The organism is Ruegeria sp. ABV4_181, assembly GCF_056158465.1.
Genome location: NZ_JBSWTI010000002.1, coordinates 417,229 through 435,652 on the forward strand (window position 1 = coordinate 417,229; position 18,424 = coordinate 435,652).

Annotated in this window: 20 protein-coding genes; 9 read left to right on the plus strand and 11 right to left on the minus strand. The window is 61.7% G+C overall.

Annotated features, from left to right (window positions below):
* The first annotated feature begins 33 nt into the window (after window positions 1-33).
* Entirely contained in the window at window positions 34-1,032 is a 999-nt protein-coding gene (locus ACXAC3_RS02150) for an alpha/beta hydrolase family protein (RefSeq protein WP_475155397.1), read from the plus strand.
* A 145-nt stretch (window positions 1,033-1,177) separates the two neighbouring features.
* On the opposite strand, the gene ACXAC3_RS02155 is transcribed toward ACXAC3_RS02150, so the two are convergent.
* The 6 genes from ACXAC3_RS02155 to ACXAC3_RS02180 all read right to left on the minus strand — a co-directional run bounded on the left by ACXAC3_RS02155 (window position 1,178) and on the right by ACXAC3_RS02180 (window position 7,390).
* Complete coding sequence (locus ACXAC3_RS02155; protein WP_475155402.1) at window positions 1,178-1,645, minus strand: Hsp20 family protein; 468 nt, start codon at window positions 1,643-1,645, stop codon at window positions 1,178-1,180.
* 121 nt (window positions 1,646-1,766) lie between these two features.
* Window positions 1,767-2,582, minus strand: a complete 816-nt coding sequence (locus tag ACXAC3_RS02160; protein WP_475155405.1) for a trypsin-like serine peptidase — start codon at window positions 2,580-2,582, stop codon at window positions 1,767-1,769.
* Window positions 2,579-3,370 carry a trypsin-like serine peptidase gene (locus ACXAC3_RS02165; protein WP_475155409.1) on the minus strand — a complete coding sequence of 264 codons (792 nt, stop codon included), beginning with the start codon at window positions 3,368-3,370 and terminating at the stop codon, window positions 2,579-2,581. Before ACXAC3_RS02165 ends, ACXAC3_RS02160 begins: the two co-directional genes overlap by 4 nt.
* 118 nt (window positions 3,371-3,488) lie before the next feature.
* Complete coding sequence (glcF, locus tag ACXAC3_RS02170; protein ID WP_475155410.1) at window positions 3,489-4,811, minus strand: glycolate oxidase subunit GlcF; 1,323 nt, start codon at window positions 4,809-4,811, stop codon at window positions 3,489-3,491.
* A 4-nt stretch (window positions 4,812-4,815) separates the two neighbouring features.
* Entirely contained in the window at window positions 4,816-5,916 is a 1,101-nt protein-coding gene (locus tag ACXAC3_RS02175; RefSeq protein WP_475155414.1) for an FAD-binding protein, read from the minus strand.
* A 25-nt stretch (window positions 5,917-5,941) separates the two neighbouring features.
* On the minus strand, window positions 5,942-7,390 hold the full coding sequence (locus ACXAC3_RS02180; RefSeq protein ID WP_475155417.1) for an FAD-linked oxidase C-terminal domain-containing protein: 1,449 nt from the start codon (window positions 7,388-7,390) through the stop codon (window positions 5,942-5,944).
* Between the two features lie 82 nt (window positions 7,391-7,472).
* Between ACXAC3_RS02180 and ACXAC3_RS02185 the strand changes: the two genes are divergently transcribed.
* A complete protein-coding gene (locus ACXAC3_RS02185) occupies window positions 7,473-8,171 on the plus strand; it encodes a DUF599 domain-containing protein (protein WP_475163324.1) in 699 nt (232 codons plus the stop codon).
* Window positions 8,172-8,206: 35 nt separating this feature from the next.
* Window positions 8,207-8,554 carry a hypothetical protein gene (locus tag ACXAC3_RS02190; RefSeq protein WP_475155419.1) on the plus strand — a complete coding sequence of 116 codons (348 nt, stop codon included), beginning with the start codon at window positions 8,207-8,209 and terminating at the stop codon, window positions 8,552-8,554.
* Between the two features lie 2 nt (window positions 8,555-8,556).
* On the opposite strand, the gene ACXAC3_RS02195 is transcribed toward ACXAC3_RS02190, so the two are convergent.
* From ACXAC3_RS02195 to ACXAC3_RS02210, 4 genes are all read right to left on the minus strand, one after another.
* Complete coding sequence (locus ACXAC3_RS02195; RefSeq protein WP_475155423.1) at window positions 8,557-9,042, minus strand: flavodoxin family protein; 486 nt, start codon at window positions 9,040-9,042, stop codon at window positions 8,557-8,559.
* A gap of 1 nt (window position 9,043) precedes the next feature.
* Entirely contained in the window at window positions 9,044-9,514 is a 471-nt protein-coding gene (gene rlmH, locus ACXAC3_RS02200) for a 23S rRNA (pseudouridine(1915)-N(3))-methyltransferase RlmH (RefSeq protein ID WP_475155428.1), read from the minus strand.
* Between the two features lie 44 nt (window positions 9,515-9,558).
* Window positions 9,559-9,918: a ribosome silencing factor gene (rsfS, locus tag ACXAC3_RS02205; protein WP_039541351.1), complete on the minus strand. Its 360-nt coding sequence runs from the start codon at window positions 9,916-9,918 to the stop codon at window positions 9,559-9,561.
* Window positions 9,919-10,082: 164 nt separating this feature from the next.
* Window positions 10,083-11,453, minus strand: a complete 1,371-nt coding sequence (locus ACXAC3_RS02210; RefSeq protein ID WP_475163328.1) for a mechanosensitive ion channel family protein — start codon at window positions 11,451-11,453, stop codon at window positions 10,083-10,085.
* Window positions 11,454-11,676: 223 nt separating this feature from the next.
* On the opposite strand from ACXAC3_RS02210, the gene leuC reads away from it, so the two are divergent.
* The 5 genes from leuC to ACXAC3_RS02235 all read left to right on the plus strand — a co-directional run bounded on the left by leuC (window position 11,677) and on the right by ACXAC3_RS02235 (window position 16,537).
* Window positions 11,677-13,080, plus strand: coding sequence for a 3-isopropylmalate dehydratase large subunit (gene leuC, locus ACXAC3_RS02215; RefSeq protein ID WP_475155432.1), 1,404 nt, complete (start codon window positions 11,677-11,679; stop codon window positions 13,078-13,080).
* Between the two features lie 38 nt (window positions 13,081-13,118).
* Window positions 13,119-13,673 carry an HdeD family acid-resistance protein gene (locus tag ACXAC3_RS02220; RefSeq protein WP_475155435.1) on the plus strand — a complete coding sequence of 185 codons (555 nt, stop codon included), beginning with the start codon at window positions 13,119-13,121 and terminating at the stop codon, window positions 13,671-13,673.
* Between the two features lie 42 nt (window positions 13,674-13,715).
* The gene (gene leuD / locus ACXAC3_RS02225; RefSeq protein ID WP_475155437.1) at window positions 13,716-14,321 is read left to right on the plus strand and encodes a 3-isopropylmalate dehydratase small subunit; all 606 of its coding nucleotides are present in this window, start codon (window positions 13,716-13,718) and stop codon (window positions 14,319-14,321) included.
* A gap of 360 nt (window positions 14,322-14,681) precedes the next feature.
* Window positions 14,682-15,512 (plus strand): hypothetical protein, encoded by an 831-nt coding sequence (locus ACXAC3_RS02230; protein WP_475155443.1) that lies wholly within the window; start codon window positions 14,682-14,684, stop codon window positions 15,510-15,512.
* Window positions 15,509-16,537, plus strand: a complete 1,029-nt coding sequence (locus ACXAC3_RS02235) for an endonuclease/exonuclease/phosphatase family protein (RefSeq protein WP_475155450.1) — start codon at window positions 15,509-15,511, stop codon at window positions 16,535-16,537. Before ACXAC3_RS02230 ends, ACXAC3_RS02235 begins: the two co-directional genes overlap by 4 nt.
* Before the next feature lie 6 nt (window positions 16,538-16,543).
* Here ACXAC3_RS02235 and ACXAC3_RS02240 read toward each other — a convergent pair whose 3' ends face one another.
* Window positions 16,544-17,443: a Rossmann-fold NAD(P)-binding domain-containing protein gene (locus tag ACXAC3_RS02240; RefSeq protein WP_475155457.1), complete on the minus strand. Its 900-nt coding sequence runs from the start codon at window positions 17,441-17,443 to the stop codon at window positions 16,544-16,546.
* A gap of 84 nt (window positions 17,444-17,527) precedes the next feature.
* On the opposite strand from ACXAC3_RS02240, the gene ACXAC3_RS02245 reads away from it, so the two are divergent.
* Window positions 17,528-18,421 carry a LysR family transcriptional regulator gene (locus tag ACXAC3_RS02245; RefSeq protein ID WP_475155463.1) on the plus strand — a complete coding sequence of 298 codons (894 nt, stop codon included), beginning with the start codon at window positions 17,528-17,530 and terminating at the stop codon, window positions 18,419-18,421.
* The last annotated feature ends 3 nt before the right edge of the window (window positions 18,422-18,424 follow it).

Consider the following 18,424-nt stretch of genomic DNA (forward strand, 5'->3'; position numbering starts at 1 on the left):
TTGTCTTTTTAGGCTTAATGGGAGTTGAGATGAATGCGACTAAAGTTGCTCCTGAGCATTTCGCTTGTTCTCTGCCCTGTGCACTTGCAGGCAGCCGGATTTGAGCGAAAGTCGATCCCAACCACACCGCCAATCGACATCGGAATCTGGTATCCGTCCTCCTCTCCTATTCCGCAGTCACCAAACACGCCTTTCCGTCAGGCGTTGGCGCTTGGTGGCCAAGTCGAGGGGAATGGCCTACCCTTGGTTCTGCTGTCGCACGGGAATAACGGCTGGATGGGAGGGCACGCGGACACCGCTCTTGCGTTGGCCGAAGCCGGGTATATCGCAGTTGCTCCGACGCATCGTGGTGACAATAGCAAGTCTGGCAATGCGTCTCCTGCTGAATGGCTGGTATCTCGTCCGGCGGATATCTCGGACGCAATCAAATACATGCTGTCCGACTGGACACATGCGGATCGCATCAATCCAGACAGGATCGGCGTTTTCGGCTTTTCGGCGGGCGGTTACACTGCGCTCGTCGCCGCCGGCGCCATTCCCGATTTTTCTTTGGCGGCCAAACATTGCGCCTATGTACCAAACGAATACACGTGCCGAATGGGATTTCTGAATGAAGTCAATCCCTCAGAAATCGGACCGCAAATACGTGCTGTCGCCGGCAATGTACGAATTTCTGCGGTGAGTATTTCGGCACCGGGGTTCGGCTACAGCTTTGACAAAGCAGCTTTGTCCAACGTCACTATGCCTGTCCAGATTTGGTCCGGCGCTATTGATGACAGCGTTCCCCATGATACAAACGGGGCGAACATTGCTGCTAATCTACCGAATGCACCGGAAGTTCATATTGTCGAAAACGCCGGGCACTTTGCCTTTCTAGTCGAATGCGATTCACGTCTTAGGGACATTAAGCCCAAACTGTGGAACAGACTGTGTGTGGACGCCGATGGCTTTGATCGGGGTGCCTTTCACAAGATTTTCAATAAAAAAATCATCGCGTTCTTTGACACGGCACTAGCCCTTCAGGCCAATTAATAAGCGCTTGCTTTGCCCTGCAAATTGGGCATTCCACGCCCCAATCCACGCCCAAAACACAACGCCCCGCGTCTGGAGGAACGCGGGGCGCATGGTGCGATGACCCAGAGAGGAGAAGATCATCGCGGCGTGGTGATCGACCGCCTTAGTTCACGGCCTTGGCGTCGACCACATCCTTTTCGATGGCATTGGCCGAAGAAATCTCGATCCGGCGCGGTTTCAGCGCTTCGGGCACTTCGCGCTTGAGGTCGATGTTCAGCATGCCGTTTTCATGGCTCGCGCCGGTGACGCGCACGTGGTCAGCCAGAGCAAAGCGGCGCTCGAACGCGCGGGTGGCGATGCCACGGTGCAGATAGCTGCGCTCTTTATCCTCGGCGGCCTTCTTGCCGGCGACGATCAGCGCGTTTTCCTTCACTTCAACCGACAGATCGGCTTCGGCGAAACCGGCGACAGCAACCGAGATACGATAGGTGTCGGCATCGGTTTTTTCGATGTTGTAGGGCGGATAGCTGGGCTGGGCCACGTCGTTGGTCAGAACGCGGTCCATCATGTCGGCGATCTGGTCAAAGCCAATGGTGGCGCGGTGCAGCGGTGCAAAATCAAATGTACGCATGTGTCATATCCTCATGTCAGAGCGATCTACGTTTGCCCTCCGATCGGACGGGCGGTGAAGTATCCCGGGCCCCGTTTGCGGCAACCCGATACAGTTCACATGGGTAGCGGTTTGACCGAGTTCAACCCCCGCCGGAGCTGATGAATTTGGCGCCTGAATCCGATTTGCCCGACCCGACCTGCAGACGACGGATCGCGGCCTTGGGCTGCGGCGCATCCCGACGCAGGATCGCCTTGAGTTCGGCAACGATGCCAGACAGTTCCATGCCGAATCCCACCTTCTGACGGCCATCGGATCCGACGGCAGACACAACCGACAGAATCTGCCAGCGCGGGCCGTTTCGCGCCAGCAGGGCAGAACCGGACGAGCCAAAGGTAATGTCGCAGTTGAACGTGATCAGACCCTGCCGCCGTTGCAGAATACGGCAGGACCGTTCGCGGGTGATCGCCTCGGACCGGCCGCGCCCGTATGAGGCGATGCTGACCTCATTTCCCGCGACATTCCCGCTGTGCAGGGCAAAGGGGTCGGCGACGGAATAGGGGATCGGCTGTTCCAGCCGCATCAGGGCGACATCCGATCTGACGGTGTCTGCCGACAGCACCGGGCCGTTCACATAACCCGGATGTATCGCGATCTGCACCACCTTGCGGTCGGCCAGGGCCTTGCCGTCGCTGAGCCCGGCGCGAAAGGTCACCTTGCCGGGGGCATAGGGCGTACCGGTGCTCCGTTCGATTGCGCAATGGGCTGCGGTCAGGACCAGATCGCGCGCGATCAATGTCCCCGTGCAAAACCCCTGACTGCCGATATCCAGACGTCCGACAGCCTCCCACCCGTATAGGTCGTCACGGTCGGTCAGCTTACGCTTGCCGCTTTGCGCCTGCGCCATCGTCGATGCGATCGCAAGGCTGAACAGAAGGCTGATCAGGAGCCGCGTCATGGCTTGATGAACCGGGCACCGATATTGCGGTTTGCCCCGCCCTGCGACGAAGAGGCAGCGTAACCCCGCCCCGCGGTAAGTTCGGCCTGCAACAGTTGAACAGAGCCTTCGACCGCGGTGGCAACAGAGACGCGCTGCCCGTTGAACTCGGCCTTGGCGGCCACCACGGACACCACGCGCGGGCGGTCGCCGTCAAAGGAAAAGACCGGCGCGCCCGAGGACCCGAATTCCACATCGCAGGACATCACCAGAACTTCGGACCGGCGGGTCATCACGGAACACACCTCTTGCAGCGCCGGGGCTTCGGCCCGGTTCTGGGCGTAAGAGACCACGCCCACCTCGGCCCCCCGGCGCGGCCGGTCGCCGGTTTCAAACGGGATGACGGTGGTGTTCCGAATGGGTTGCCAAAGCTCGATCAGCGCGATGTCACTGCCCAGCCGCGCCGCAGAGCCCTGGTCGCTGTACCGGTAATCGGGGTGAATGACTGCCTGACGCGCTGCCCGATAAGCCGAAGCCCGGCCCAGACGCCACGCGGCCAGAAACTCGACCTGAGACAGATCGATCCGTTGCCCGGTCGCCTTGTCATACAGGCAATGCGCAGCGGTCAGAACCAGCGTCGGAGAGATCAGCGTGCCGGTACAGAAACCCGCGCCATTGATGTTCAGACGGCCAACGGCCATCCACGCCCGCCCGGAATCGGTGGTTTCCAGGCTTTTGAGCCCGCTGTCCTGCGCCATGGCGGCCATTGGCATCATTGCCAGCGCAATAGCCCTGATCCAGTTTCGCAATCGGTTCTCCGGCGTTGCTGTCAGGTAATCTTCCTATGCGCCGTGTGAGGCGAAAATAGGGCGGATACGCAACGCCGGGTTTCACCCGACACCTGATGCACCCCTGCATCAGCCGCGCCTATCTGAGAACCGGAACCGCCGGTCTGGTCGCTTGGCCAGGCTGCAACGCAGGGGGCATGGGACCGCCTGTGGCCCAATCCAGCAATTCGACCGTGTGCAAAACGGGGATGTCGGTGCCGGAACCAATCTGCATCATGCAACCGATATTGCCTGCCGCAATGACATCGGGTTTTTTCGCCTCGATCGTTTTGATCTTGCGTTGCTTCAGCTTGCCCGAGATTTCGGGCTGCATCAGATTATACGTGCCGGCGCTGCCACAGCACAGATGGCTGTCAGCAGGCTCTAACACAGGAAATCCGGCCGTTTTCAGCAGGTTCTTGGGATGCGATTTGATCCCCTGACCGTGTTGCAGGGAACAGGCCGCGTGATAGGCCACGGTCAGGCTCTTGGGTTCCCCTTCGGGCAGGTCCAGTTGCACCAGCAACTCGCTGACATCCATTGCGATTGCCGATACCCGCGCCGCATCTGCCGCCAACGGATCGTTGCGGAACATATGCCCGTAATCCTTGACCGTCGTGCCGCAGCCTGACGTGTTGATGACGATGGCGTCCAGCCCCTTGTCGTCCATTTCCGCGGTCCAGGCCCTGATATTGGCCTCGGCGGCTTTGTGGCTGTCGCGGGTTTTGCCCATGTGATGGGTCAGCGCGCCGCAACAACCGGCGCCCCGGGCCACCACGACCTCGCAGCCCAGCCGTGTCAGCAGGCGGATCGTGGCGTCGTTGATATCGGTGTTCAGCGCCTTTTGCGCACAGCCCGTCATCAGCGCCACCCGTTTCAGACGCGGGCCTTCGGCGGCAAAACTCTGCGGGTCGTCGTTGCGGCTGACCGGAGGGATTTGTTTCGGCGCCATATCCAGCATCGCCCGCAGGCGCGCATCGGGCATCAGGAAGCGGAACGGACGGCCCAGCTTGGCCCCGATCAGCGCCCAGCGAAACCGCGTCGGATAGGGCAGGATCTGCGCCAGCACCCAGCGCAGCGCGCGATCCGTGAAAGGCCGTTTGTAATTCCGTTCGATATAGTCCCGCGCGTGGTCGACCAGATGCATGTAATGCACGCCTGACGGGCAGGTGGTCATGCAGGCCAGACAGGACAGGCAGCGGTCGATATGTTTGACCGTCTTCTCGTCCGGCACCCGGTCATTTTCCAGCATGTCCTTGATCAGGTAGATGCGCCCGCGCGGGCTGTCCAGTTCATCGCCCAACACCTGATACGTCGGGCAGGTGGCGGTGCAGAACCCGCAATGGACGCAACTGCGCAGGATGTCATTCGAGCGCCGGATCGCCGGGTCCTGCAGTTGTGTCTCGGTGAAGGTCGTCTGCATCGGATTATCCCATCAGTCCCGGGTTGAACACGCCGCGCGGGTCGAATTTCTGCCGAATTCCCTTTGTCAGAGCCGCAATTTGGGCCGGTTCGGGCTGAAAACGGCCCAGCGCCTCGGCGGTCGCGGCGTTGGCCCGCACCAGCGTCGCGTGGCCATCGAACGCACCCAAACGGGCGCGCAGATCGGTATCAGCGGGCATCAGCGCCCAGATCAGGCCGCCGCCCCAGTCGAACAAAGTCCGCTCCGCATCGAGACGTGCGGCCACGGCAGGCGCATCCGTCGGTTTGACCGAGATGCGCCAGACATCGCCGCCCTGCCCATGAAAAGCGCTGACGTCGCGCGCCGCACGCCACGGATCAGGTTGGTCGTCCGTCCGGGCCGTATCGCCGAAGCCGGACAGGGCGACCTGCAACTGCCCGGCCCGGTAGGTGACCGAATCTGCAAACCCCTCAACCCGCAGCAGGGCGCATCCCTGGTCGGGATCATAGGCCACACCGCTGACCTCGTACGGCGACTTCAGCGCGGCGGACAGGGCCTGAACGGCAGTCTCGGCGTTTGGAACCTGAACAGCAAGAGTGGCGGTTGCCTCGGGCTTCGGCAGCACTTTCAGCGACACTTCGGTCAGCACACCCAGCGTGCCCCAGGACCCGGCCATCAGCTTGACCAGATCATAGCCGGTCACGTTTTTCATCACCCGGCCGCCGTTCTTGACCACCTGCCCTGTGCCGTCGACAAAGCGCACACCCAGCAGAAAGTCGCGGCAGGCCCCGGCCTGAATGCGGCGCGGGCCCGAGACATTGGCGGCTACCACACCACCGATGGTCGGCTCCCCGTTGGTGCCCAGCAGGTCACGGTGATCCATCGGCTCAAACGCCAGTTGCTGGCCTTCGGCCTCCAACGCGGCTTCGATCTCGGCCACGGGCGTTCCGGCCTGCGCCACAAGAGTCAGCGCACCGGGTTCATAAAGAGTGATGCCGCTCAGACCAGCGGTTTCAAGGCACGGTCCCGGCCCGGCAATGCCGCGGGTGCCGCCACCCGTGATGCGCACCGGATCTGTCAGCCCGGCCACGATATCGGCCAGTTCGGCCTCTGTCTCTGGTCTCATCGCGTTTCTTCTGTGTTAGAGCCTGTTATTCGGCCGCAATCCGGGCCGCACGACGTGCATCGGATGCCTCCAGCGGGAATACTTTGGCGGGGTTCAGCAGCCAATTCGGGTCGAACACGTCCTTGATTGCCATTTGCGCCTCAAGATCGGCGGGCGCGTATTGATGCGTCATCAGATCCCGCTTTTCGATGCCCACCCCATGTTCACCGGTCAGACAGCCGCCCACATCCACGCAGAGTTTCAGGATGTCGGCGCCAAACGCCTCGCATTTCTCAAGATCCCCGGGTTTGTTGGCGTCGAACAGGATCAGCGGGTGCATGTTGCCGTCGCCCGCATGAAACACGTTGCCCACCGGCAGACCGTACTCGGCGCTCAACTCGCCGATCCGGCGCAGCACTTCGGGCAGCGACGAGACCGGGATCGTGCCGTCCAGACACATATAGTCGTTCAACTGGCCCATCGCCCCAAACGCTGACTTGCGCCCCAGCCAGATTTTCGCGCTTTCCTCATCTGACTGGCTTTCGCGCAGCTCGACCGGGTTATGGCGTTTGGCAATCTCGATGATCTTCGACAGTTGATAATCGATCTCGGCCTCGGACCCCTCCACCTCGACAATCAGCAGCGCGGCGCAGTCGGGATAGCCCGCATGGGCGAAGTTTTCACAGGCTTTGATGCACAGCGTATCCATGAATTCGATGGCCACCGGCAGGATGCCCGATTTGATGATATCCGACACGCATCGCCCGGCGACCTCATTGTCATCAAAGCCCATCAGAACGGGCCGCGCCCCTTCGGGCTTGCGCAGGATGCGCAACGTCGCCTCGGTCACGACGCCCAGCTGCCCTTCGGACCCGCAGATGACGCCCAGCAGATCCAGCCCGCCGGCATCCAGATGCGCGCCGCCGATTTCGACCACGCTGCCATCCATCATCACCATGGTCACGCCCAGCAGGTTGTTGGTGGTCACGCCGTATTTCAGGCAATGCGCCCCGCCCGAGTTCATCGCAATATTGCCGGCAATCGCACAGGCCAGCTGCGACGAGGGATCGGGTGCGTAAAAGAAATCTTCTTCCTCGACCGCGCCGGTCACGCTCAGGTTGGTGCGGCCGGCCTGCACGCGGATGACGCGGTTGTCGTAATCTGTTTCAAGCACGTCGTTCATCCGTGCAATACCCAGAATGACGCAATCTGCGGTCGGCAGCGCCCCGCCCGCCAGCGACGTGCCCGAGCCGCGCGGCACCACTGGCACGCCTTCCTCGTTACAGATGCGCAGCACGTCAGACACCTCTTGCGTCGTGGACGGCAGCACCGCCAGCATCGGCGGGCATCTGTAGGCGGTCAGCGCATCACATTCATAGGCGCGCGTTTCCGACGGATCGTGGATCACCGCATCTTCGGGCAGCACCGTCAGCAGCCGTTGCAAAACCGTGGTTTTGCGGCGCAGCACGTCGGGGTTTGGCGGTGGCATTTCCATGGCGGCTCCTCGCGTTTGGTAAAATAATATTACCAATTTTCTGTTCTGGCAAGTTGAGATGCGCCGCCGTAGTGTCGCGCCCATGTCCTGGATCGACCGAACTCTTCTGTTTTCTCCGCTGGATTACGGCGGCACCGCTCTGTTGATCACCGCCTGGCTGTGGATCGGCTGGCGGATCGAAAACCCGTCGCCGCGCAAGCCCTCGGTCGGGATGATCATGGATGCCTATCGGCGTGACTGGATGAAGGAAATGGTGACCCGCCAGCCGCGCATGTTCGACGCGCAGGTGGTCGGCACGATGCGGCAGGGCAGCACGTTTTTCGCCTCGACCACCATGATCGCCATCGGCGGCGGGCTGGCATTGCTGGGCAATACCGAGCGTCTGGCGGGCGTTGCCAAGGACCTTGCCCTGGGCAGCGCGCCCGCGTTGGTGTGGGAGGTCAAGATCCTGATCATCCTGCTGTTTTTGTCCAACGCGTTTCTGAAATACGTTTGGGCGCATCGTCTGTTCGGCTATTGCGCGGTCCTGATGGCTGCGGTTCCGAACGACCCCGACGACCCCAGCGCCTATCCCCGCGCGGCACAGGCTGCGGAAATCTGCGTCACCGCGGCGCGCAGCTTCAATCGCGGTTTGCGGGCAACTTATTTCGCGCTGGCCGCAGTGGCGTGGATATTGGGCCCGGTTGCCCTGATCCTGGGCACGCTGATCACCCTTGCGATGCTGTACCGCCGGGAATTTGCATCCCATTCGCGCACGGTATTGCTCAACACCGGATCGTGATCGCCATTCGTCCGGTCGCGCGCTAGGGTGCGTGCATGAGGTTCCTTGTCCTGTCCGCCCTGATCGCGTCACCGGCCCTTGCTGACGATCCGGTGATTGAAAATGCAACCGCCCAGCGCAGCGGCGACAGCTGGCGATTCGACGTGACCGTCTCGCATCCCGACACAGGCTGGGACCATTACGCCGATGGCTGGCGGGTTCTGGACATGGACGGTGCGGAACTGGGCATGCGCGTGCTGCACCACCCGCATGAACAGGAACAGCCCTTCACTCGGTCGCTAAGTGGCGTGGTGATCCCGGACGGAACCCAAAAGGTGCAGATACAGGCGCGGTGCAATGTGGATGGCTGGGCCGATCAGACCTTTGTCATCACCCTGCCCTGAAGTCAGAACAGACCCATTTCCAACCCGGCAGCCAGGGCCAGGCCAATCTCGCGGCATTTCTCAAGCTGGTCCCCGGGAATGGTCTTCTCGGCCAGAATGGCCTCGGGCGTTTGCGCATGGGTGCAGATGATCAGCGGCGGCTGCACCTGTTTCAGCCGCCAGCCGGTGGCGATCCGCGCGGTCTGCCGGGCCGCGTTTTCACCGTCAGACCCGGCGCAGATCATCTGGGCATAGGGGCGCCCTTCGATGCGGCCCAGAACCGGATAGTAGCAGCGGTCAAAGAATTCCTTCATCTGACCCGAAATCGCCGCCAGATTCTCGGGCGCACAGAAGATATAGCCATCAGCGCGCAGCAAATCCCCGGGTCCGGCCTGTTCGGCGGGTTTCAGGAAGACGACCGCCTCATCCCGCCCGGCGTCAGCCGCCGCTTCGGCCATCTGCCGGCTGCCACCGGTGCGCGAATGGTAAACGATCAACAGATGCGCCATGTCAGACCCGGTGATAAGGACCGCCCGACAGGATGGTTGCGGCCCGATAGATTTGCTCGGCCAGCATCACACGGACCAGCATATGGGGCCAGACCATCGAGCCGAAGGAAATGGAAAAATCGGTCTCGGCCCGCAGATCAGGGTCTATACCGTCGGCTCCGCCGATGATCAGCGCCAGATCCTGCCGCCCGGCATCTCGCCAGCCGCCCAGTTTCTGCGCGAAATCGGGTGAGGATAACACCCGCCCCCGTTCGTCCAGCGTGCAGATCACCGCGCCCCTGGGCAGCGCCTTGCGCAGCAGCACGGCCTCGGCGCCCATACCGGCGTTTTTCTTGTCCTCGACCTCGATCACGCGTGCGGGGCCAAGGCCCAGGCTGCGGCCGGTCCGGTCAAATCGGGTCAGATAGTCATCAAGCAGGGTCTTTTCCGGTCCGGCACGCAATCGCCCGACCGCAACTATGCTGATACGCATGTCTCTCTCGCCTCCGGCCCCTCAATACAGGCCGGGATGGCGCCTCAGTTGGCCGAGGCGCTGCCGCCCTGAGGCAGCCACATCTTTTCCAGCTGGTAGAATTCACGCACTTCGGGGCGGAAGATATGAACGACCACGTCGCCCGTATCGATCAGCACCCAGTCGCCGGCATCCTTGCCTTCAACCTTCGAGGTGAAGCCGAATTCCTGCTTGATGCGATCCGTCAGCTTTTCCGCCATGGCCGAGACCTGTCGGGTCGACCGACCCGAAGCAATCACCATGTGATCCGCGACAGAAGACTTACCTTGCAGGTTGATCTGCACGACGTCTTCGGCCTTGTCATCGGAAAGTGAGGAAAGGATGCGTTCAAGCAGCTTGTCGCTGATTGACTGAGAGTGGGCCATTACACTGGCACCGTCATCGGCGGGCAAACCCGCCTGAGTATGTAGAGACAGGACATAGTCCTCCTTTGCTGCGCGCCGCTCATCCCCGGCGCCGGGGTACTAATAAGGTAACAAGCGGATTGCAACATTTCAATGAAGGGCCGCCCGGATGCGCGCACGGCGGGTCACTCTTTGGCGACCTGTTGCGGGTCCGCGCCGCCTGACAGCAGCCGAACCTCGCGCTGGGGGAAAGGGATCGAGATGCCTTCTTCGGCAAAGGCGTCCCACAACGCCAGATAGACATTGCCGCGGATATTCGTCAGCCCCTTGGTCGGGTCGCTGATCCAGAAGCGCAGCACATAATCCACGCTGCTGTCGCCGAAGCCGGTGATATGGCAGACGGGTTCGTGCGAACCGCCGCTCAGCACCCGCGGAACCGTTTTCACCGACCGGATCGCCGTTGCCCGTACCTTGTGCGGATCATCCGCATAGCTGGTGCCGAATTCCAGATCCAGCCGCACGAACCGGTCCGAATGCGACCAGTTCACCACCTGATTGGTGATCAGGTCCTCGTTCGGGATCAGATATTCGCGGCCATCCCGGGTGACGACCGAGACATAACGCGCGCCCAGCGCGTTGATCCAGCCAAACGTATCACCCAGCGAGATCACGTCGCCCGGCTTGATCGAACGGTCCATCAGGATGATGATGCCCGAGATCAGGTTCGACACCACCTTCTGCAGCCCGAATCCGATGCCGACGCCGATTGCGCCGGACAGCAACGCGATGCCGGTCAGGTCAAACCCGAGGGTTCGGATCGCGGCCAGAAACACCGCCCCGTAGAGCAGAACCTGAATTCCCTTGGCCAGCAGAACCTGCATCGAGGGCGTGATGTCGTCATTGCCTTTCAGCCCCCGCTCGGCCGCGCGGGTGCCGATACGGGCCAGCGTCAGCAGAATACCGATCAGCAGAACCGCCTTGAGGATCCCCAGCGCCGAGATGTGCAGGTCGCCGATGGAAATCGCCACCCCGTCCAGAAACCCGGCCACGTCATCGGTCAGGTTCAGGGCAATCAGCGTTGCATAGATCCACATGGCCCATTTGAAGATCCGCCGCAGGGTCCGGTTGCGCACCAGCCGCGCCACCAGCGCAATGGCCAGCCAGGCGGCCGCCAGCGTGGCGATCACACCGATGATATAGCTGCGCGAGGGCCAGGTGACATGCTGCATCACCAGATACAGCCCCCAGGACATCAGCACGAAATAGACCAGCGTCAGGCGCTGCATCACTTGCACCAGCATGCGCAGCCGCCATTTCGGCCAGCCGGTGCGGGCACGGGCCCAGGCTTCCCAGCGGGATTGCGTCATGAACCGCAGGCAAAAGGACAACGCCCAGAGCAACAGGATGATGACCAGTTGGTATTGCCGCCAGCCCGGCGTCACGATCAGATCAATCAGATTCTCGAACTGAGAGGAGAAAGCCGCCGTCATGTTGGCATAAAGCTCGGACAGCGTTTCCGGTAACAGGTCCTGGTTCATGACCGCCAGATTGACCATCCGCGTTGGGTGATGCAAGCCCGCACCCGGATTGAACCTTGATTGCCGTCCATACGCGATATATCTCAGGCGCATGAGACTCACCATGGCCCCTGCCCCCACGTTGCAAGACCGCACGCGCCTGCGTGAACGGTTCTTTGGGGCCGCCCGCACGGTTCTGGCCCGCCTATAAGCGGCGTCCAGCCACTCGCCAGCATATCTCAATACATACGGGAGAGGACCGATGTCCCCCAAAACACTCTATGACAAGATCTGGGATGCCCATGTCGCCCACGAGGCCGATGATGGCACCTGCCTGCTCTATATCGATCGCCATCTGGTGCACGAAGTGACCAGCCCGCAGGCGTTCGAAGGCCTGCGCATGGCGGGCCGCAAGGTGCGCGCGCCGGAAAAGACCATCGCCGTGCCGGATCACAATGTACCGACTACACCCGACCGCGTGAACGGGATCGAAAACCCCGAATCGCGCATTCAGGTCGAGGCACTGGACAAGAACGCCAAAGATTTCGGCATTCACTACTATCCGGTGAATGACGTGCGTCAGGGCATCGTGCATATTGTCGGCCCGGAACAGGGCTGGACCCTGCCCGGCATGACCGTTGTCTGCGGCGACAGCCACACCGCCACCCACGGCGCGTTTGGCGCTCTGGCCCACGGCATAGGCACGTCCGAGGTCGAACACGTTCTGGCCACGCAGACTCTGATCCAGAAGAAATCCAAGAACATGAAGGTCGAGATCACCGGCAAATTGCAGCCGGGCGTGACCGCCAAGGACATCACTCTGGCCGTAATCGGTGAGACCGGCACCGCCGGCGGCACCGGCTATGTCATCGAATATTGCGGCGAGGCGATCCGTGACCTGTCGATGGAAGGCCGCATGACCGTCTGCAACATGGCTATCGAAGGTGGTGCCCGCGCCGGTCTGATCGCGCCGGACGAGACCACGTTCGAATATGTCAAAGGCCGCCCGCACGCGCCGAAAGGCGCGCAGTGGGAAGCCGCGATGGACTGGTGGAAGACGCTCTACACCGACGAAGGCGCGCATTTCGACAAGGTCGTCACTATCCGTGGTGAGGACATCGCTCCGGTCGTGACCTGGGGCACCAGCCCCGAAGACGTGCTGCCGATCACAGCATCGGTTCCTCACCCCGAGGATTTCGAAGGCGGCAAGGTCGACGCGGCCCGCAGGTCCATCGAGTACATGGGGCTGGAAGCCGGTCAGAAGCTGAGCGATGTTGAAATCGACACCGTTTTCATCGGGTCCTGCACCAACGGCCGGATCGAAGACCTGCGCGCTGCGGCGGAAATCCTGAAAGGCAAAAAGATCAAGGATGGCATGCGCGCCATGGTCGTGCCCGGTTCGGGACTGGTCCGTGCGCAGGCCGAGGAGGAAGGTCTGGCCGACATCTTCAAAGAGGCCGGGTTCGAATGGCGTCTGGCGGGATGTTCGATGTGTCTGGCGATGAATCCCGACCAGTTGCAACCGGGCGAGCGCTGTGCCGCCACCTCGAACCGCAACTTCGAAGGCCGTCAGGGTCGCGGCGGGCGTACCCACCTGCTGAGCCCCGCCATGGCTGCCGCAGCGGCAATCACGGGACGGCTGACAGACGTTCGTGAGCTGATGTAAGCTGCCCTCATATCTAGATATTTGAGGGAGAGACGGAAATGAGTGATTGGATCAAATGGTTCCTGCTGGGGCTGCTGTCCATCGTGTTCGGCATCTTTGTGCTGGGCGCGCCGGGGGTGGCATCCATAGCCGTGACAGTGGTGACCGGCGTGTTGCTGCTGATCTCGGGCGCATTGCAGGTGGTCGGCGGCTTTACGGTCGAAGGCACCGGTAACAAGGTCCTGTCGCTCGTCATGGGTGTTGTGATGCTGTTTCTGGGCTGGTCCTTTCTGGGCCACCCGCTACAGGGAACGGTCACACTGGCGACGGTCTGCCTGATCCTGTTCATGGCCGGCGGCATCGCCCGGGTGATCCTGTCGATCCAGATGCGCGGCACGCAGTATTTCTGGGCCACGCTGATCTCGGGCATCATGTCGATCGTTCTGGCAATCATCATCTGGCGCTTTGCCGCGGCCGATCCGACCGTGCTGCTGCAATTGCTGGGGATCCTGCTGGGCATCGAGATGCTGTTCAACGGGCTCGGACTGGTCTTCATGGCGTTCTACGTCCGGGACGCACCCAAAACCGAAACGACACAAGCGAAAGAAGCTTAAACGCGGGGCACGGGCGCGGCCCTCTCCCGCAGGAGTGTAGACATGGAAAAGTTTGACAAAGTCCACGGGGTGGCCGCCCCGATGCCGCTGATCAATATCGACACCGATATGATCATCCCGAAAGTGCATCTGAAGACCATCAAGCGGTCCGGCCTTGGCGTCGTGCTGTTCGACGAGATGCGCTATCACGATGACGGCAGCGAAAACGACGAATTCGTTCTCAACAAGCCGGCCTATCGCGAGGCCGAGATTCTGGTTGCGGGCGACAATTTCGGCTGCGGCTCATCGCGGGAACACGCGCCCTGGGCGATCAAGGATTTCGGTATCAAGGTTGTGATCTCGACCAGCTTTGCCGACATCTTCTTCAACAACTGCTTCAAGAACGGCATCCTACCCATCGTGGTCGAGGAAGAGCATCACGCGATCCTGATGGAAGACGCGCATAAAGGTGAAAACGCCCGCATGACCGTGCATCTGGAAGATCAGCAGATCACCACATCGGATGGCGTCGTCATCGCGTTCGAGATCGACGCGCACCGCAAGCATTGCCTGCTGAACGGTCTGGACGATATCGGCCAGACGATGGAGAAAGACCACCATATCGACAAATTCGAGGACCACGCCAGCCAGGCCCGTCCCTGGGTGTGATTCTGGGGGCGAATCTGTGGACACTCAACTTAATGGGGTCGCTGTGGCGGCCCCATTCGCATTCTTGGGGTTGAAATTTTTTTAACCACAACATCTAGGTATCATTTCGATACACACGTCGGATTTGCGTCGAAAATGATGCAATCGCGCACCAGTTGCGCCATCATTTTGCCCAAAACTGCGTGTTAGCTGCGCCTTGGCTTGAGCGAAAAGCCGCTTATCGGCAATGTTGACGTGAACAGGCACCCGTCAACGAAAACGTCGGTGAGAAATGGCTTCTGTCGCAGTGAAATGCGATAGGCACAAGTTGGAACGAAGTCGGCGAAGAATCGACTAATCCAGTTTGAAAGGGTTCGGATAGTGATTGCGCGCACAACAGGGGCGGCAATTCGGGGAATATTGGTCGCATTAATGGTGCTGACGCCCGCATTGTATTTGCCCGTATCGTCAACGAATGGCACCGAGATTGTCGTCTTTCTCGCCATTCTCGCATTCTTTCTGACCTTTGCCGAATACAACTCGGCCTTTCCCAGCTTTATCGAATTCCGCGACGCGCCGCCGGTGAACCGCCTGCGCTTTGTCGGGCTGGTGACGATGGTCACTTTCCTGACGCTGATCTGCAAAAACGCCTATTCGCCCACCGATCTGACCGCCACCTTCTATGCGATCGGTCTGGGCGTCGCCAATGTGGTCGACTTCCCCTATTCGCCGGTGCGCCTGATCGTTCTGATGCTGCCCGCTGATGCCAGCCCGCCGCTGATCGAACTGGTCCGCATCTCTGCCAGCGTGGCTTATGTGGCGGCGTTGGTCACCATCGGCAGCTTTGCCTATGCCGTGAAAATGCGCGGCTGGCCGACGGGCAATGGTGCATTCAACGTCTGGACCAACCTGCCGCTGTTCGACCCCACCAAGGGCGGCGATGTCGTCACCCGCCTGCAGCGCGACGGTCGGCTGAACATCTCGATCGGGGTGCTGCTGCCATTCCTGATCCCAGCGCTGATCAAAATGCTGACCGATTACGCCAACCCGATTTCGCTGAGCAATCCTCAGACCCTGATCTGGACGATGAGCGCCTGGGCCTTCCTGCCGGCCAGCATGATCATGCGCGGCATGGCCACCTTGCGCATCGCGAACCTGATCGTCGAAAAGCGCCGCGCCTATTCCACTGCCGAGTCCACGCAGGCTGCATGATCCGCATTCTGCTTCTGCTGCTGTTGCCGGTACTGGCGCAGGCAGAGACGGTGCGCGTTGCAACCTTCAACACCGAACTCAGCCGCGACGGGCCGGGCCTGCTGCTGCGCGATATCCGGCGCGGTGAGGCGCAGGTGCAGGCCGTGGTCGAGGTTCTGGCCGCGGTCCGGCCCGATATCGTCGCCCTGCAGGGGCTGGACTGGGATCTTGAAGACCAGGCTGTGACAGCGCTGATCGGACGGTTGCGCGATGTCGGTCTTGATTACCCCCATTACTACGCGGCCCAGCCGAATTCGGGGCTTGAGACGGCGCTGGATCTGAACGGTGACGGGCGCACGCATGGCCCGGCGGATGCACAGGGCTGGGGCCGGTTCACCGGTCAGGGCGGGCTTGCCGTCCTGTCGCGCTATGCGATCCGGGGGGATGCCGCACAGAACTTCTCGGACCTGTTGTGGCGGGACCTGCCGGGTGCAACGCTGCCGGTCACCGAACAGGGCCCGTTTCCGTCCGAGGATGCCCAGCGTGTGCAGCGGTTGTCATCCGTGGCGCATTGGGTCCTGCCGGTCGAAACCCCAATCGGGCCGCTGGACCTGATGACCTTTCACGCCGCCCCGCCCGTCTTTGACGGACCCGAGGACCGCAACGGGCTGCGCAACCGCGATGAAATCCGCCTCTGGTCCCTGTATCTGGACGGGCAGCTGGGGCGGGGACCAACAACCCCGTTTGTGATTGCAGGGGACGCCAATCTCGACCCTGCGCACGGCGACGGGCGCAAACAGGCGATCCGGGATCTTTTAGCCGATCCGCGCATCCAGGACCCGCAGCCCGGCGATCCGTCGGGCGTGCCGACCACCGTGGTCTGGAAGGCCGTGGGCGAGATGCGGGTGGATTACGTGCTGCCTTCTGCCGATTTGCAGGTTACGGATTCGGGCGTGTTCTGGCCCAAACCTGGCACACCGCTGCGCGGCGCGGCGGAACGCGCCAGTCGGCACCGCCTGATCTGGGTGGACCTGACGCTGCCCTAGCGGTCCTCAGACGCGCGCGGGATCGACCGAAGGCTGGTGAACTCCCACCTGCGTTCGGATAGCGGCGGCCAGCGCATCCTGAATCTCGGTTTGCCGGAAATCACCAACCAGCTCGTTGAACAGGGTGCAGTCCAGGCGGTGCGGCAGGTCCCACAGATACCGCATTTCGATCAGATGCGGGGCCAGACGCCAGAAGGGCCGGGCAAGCTGCAGGGGCCACCAGCGCATCTGCCTGAGCCGCAGCGCTTCCCCCGTCACCTGCGACAGGGCATGCGTCAGTTCCGCACCTGTCAGCGTGTATCCCGCATAGGGCACCTGACAAAACCGGGGCAGACGGTCGCGCATTTCCGCCAGCGCAACCGCCGCGCGAGCCAGATCAGGCAGGTAAGCCCAGGCATGCGGCGCGTCCGACCGCCCGGGATAGGTCACCTGCCCCTGCGCGAGCCGGTTGGTAATGATCTGATCAAACCAGTTGCCCGAAGCCCGTGTGTCGATGAAATCACCTGCCCGCAGGATGATCGTCCTGACCGGGGCATCGCGGTATGCCGCTTCCATCTCCACCCTGATCCGCCCCAACGGGTTTTGCGCCCTGTGTAGTGTCGAGGCTGACCACGGGCCAGGCGTATCCGCCCCGTAGACATAAACGTTGCCCGGTATGATCACCGTCGCCCCGGCGTCCGACGCCGCCGCAATCACCTGTTGGTTCAGTTTCGGCACAAGGCGCGCCCAGTCGGGATATAGCGGGTTCCAGCCGTTCACGATCACATCGGCGCCCTGCGCGGATTCGTTCAGATCCTGCGTTTTGCGATCGAAAGCCCGCACCGTCCACCCGGCGTTCCAAAACGCCATCGCTGCATTGCGGCCAAACCGGCCCGTTGCACCCAGTATGAGAACCGTTTGCGTCATCGCCACCTCCTGTTTCTGCAAGAATGAGCTATTCAGCGAAAACTTGGAATTGCCGGCAGGCGCAGAACGTGTATTCATTTTTGAATGGACAAATCACTCTCAAGTTCTGACTGGTCCCTGATCCAAAGCTTTCTGGCGGTGGCCGAAACCGGGTCGCTATCCGCGGCGGCACGCCGGCTGGATCGCAGCCAGCCGACTCTGGGCCGCCAGATTCACGCGCTGGAAGATGAACTGGGCGTGTCCCTGTTCGACCGGCATGCGCGCGGGCTCAGGCTCAGCGATGTGGGGGCGCAGTTGCTGCCGATGGCGCAGCAGATGCATTCGGCCATGAACACTTTCCGCCTGACGGCGGCGGGTCAGTCTCAGCAACTGGAGGGATCGGTGCGCATCACCGCGTCGGTCTTTGCCGCGCACCATTTGCTGCCGCCCATCCTGGCGCAGATCCGCGCGCAGGAACCGGCGATTCAGCTTGAGCTTGTGGCGACGGACGCGACCGAAAACCTGCTCTACCGCGAGGCCGATATCGCCGTGCGCATGTACCGTCCGGAACAGATGGACATCATCTCGCGCTATCTGGGGGACGTGCCGCTGTGCTTTTGCGCCGCTACGTCCTACCTGAACCGCGCCGGGCGGCCGGTCAGGCCAGAGGATCTGTTTGATCACGATCTGGTCGGGTTTGACGCCAATGAACAGATCATCACCAAGATGCGGGAAAAGGGCTGGCCGGCCAGCAAGGACAGTTTCGCCACCCGCTGCGATCTGCAAAGCGCCTATTGGGAGCTGATACGGGCCGGCTGTGGAATCGGGTTCAGTCAAGTGCAGGTGGCCGAGGCCGACCCAAATGTCGAAGTGCTGCCGCTGGACGTGGACATTCCGGTTCTTCCGGTGTGGCTGGCCGCGCCGCAGGCGATGCGCCAGACACCGCGAATCCGCCGTGTCTGGGACCTGCTGGCTGAGGGGCTGAAGACCCGGCTTTAGGCG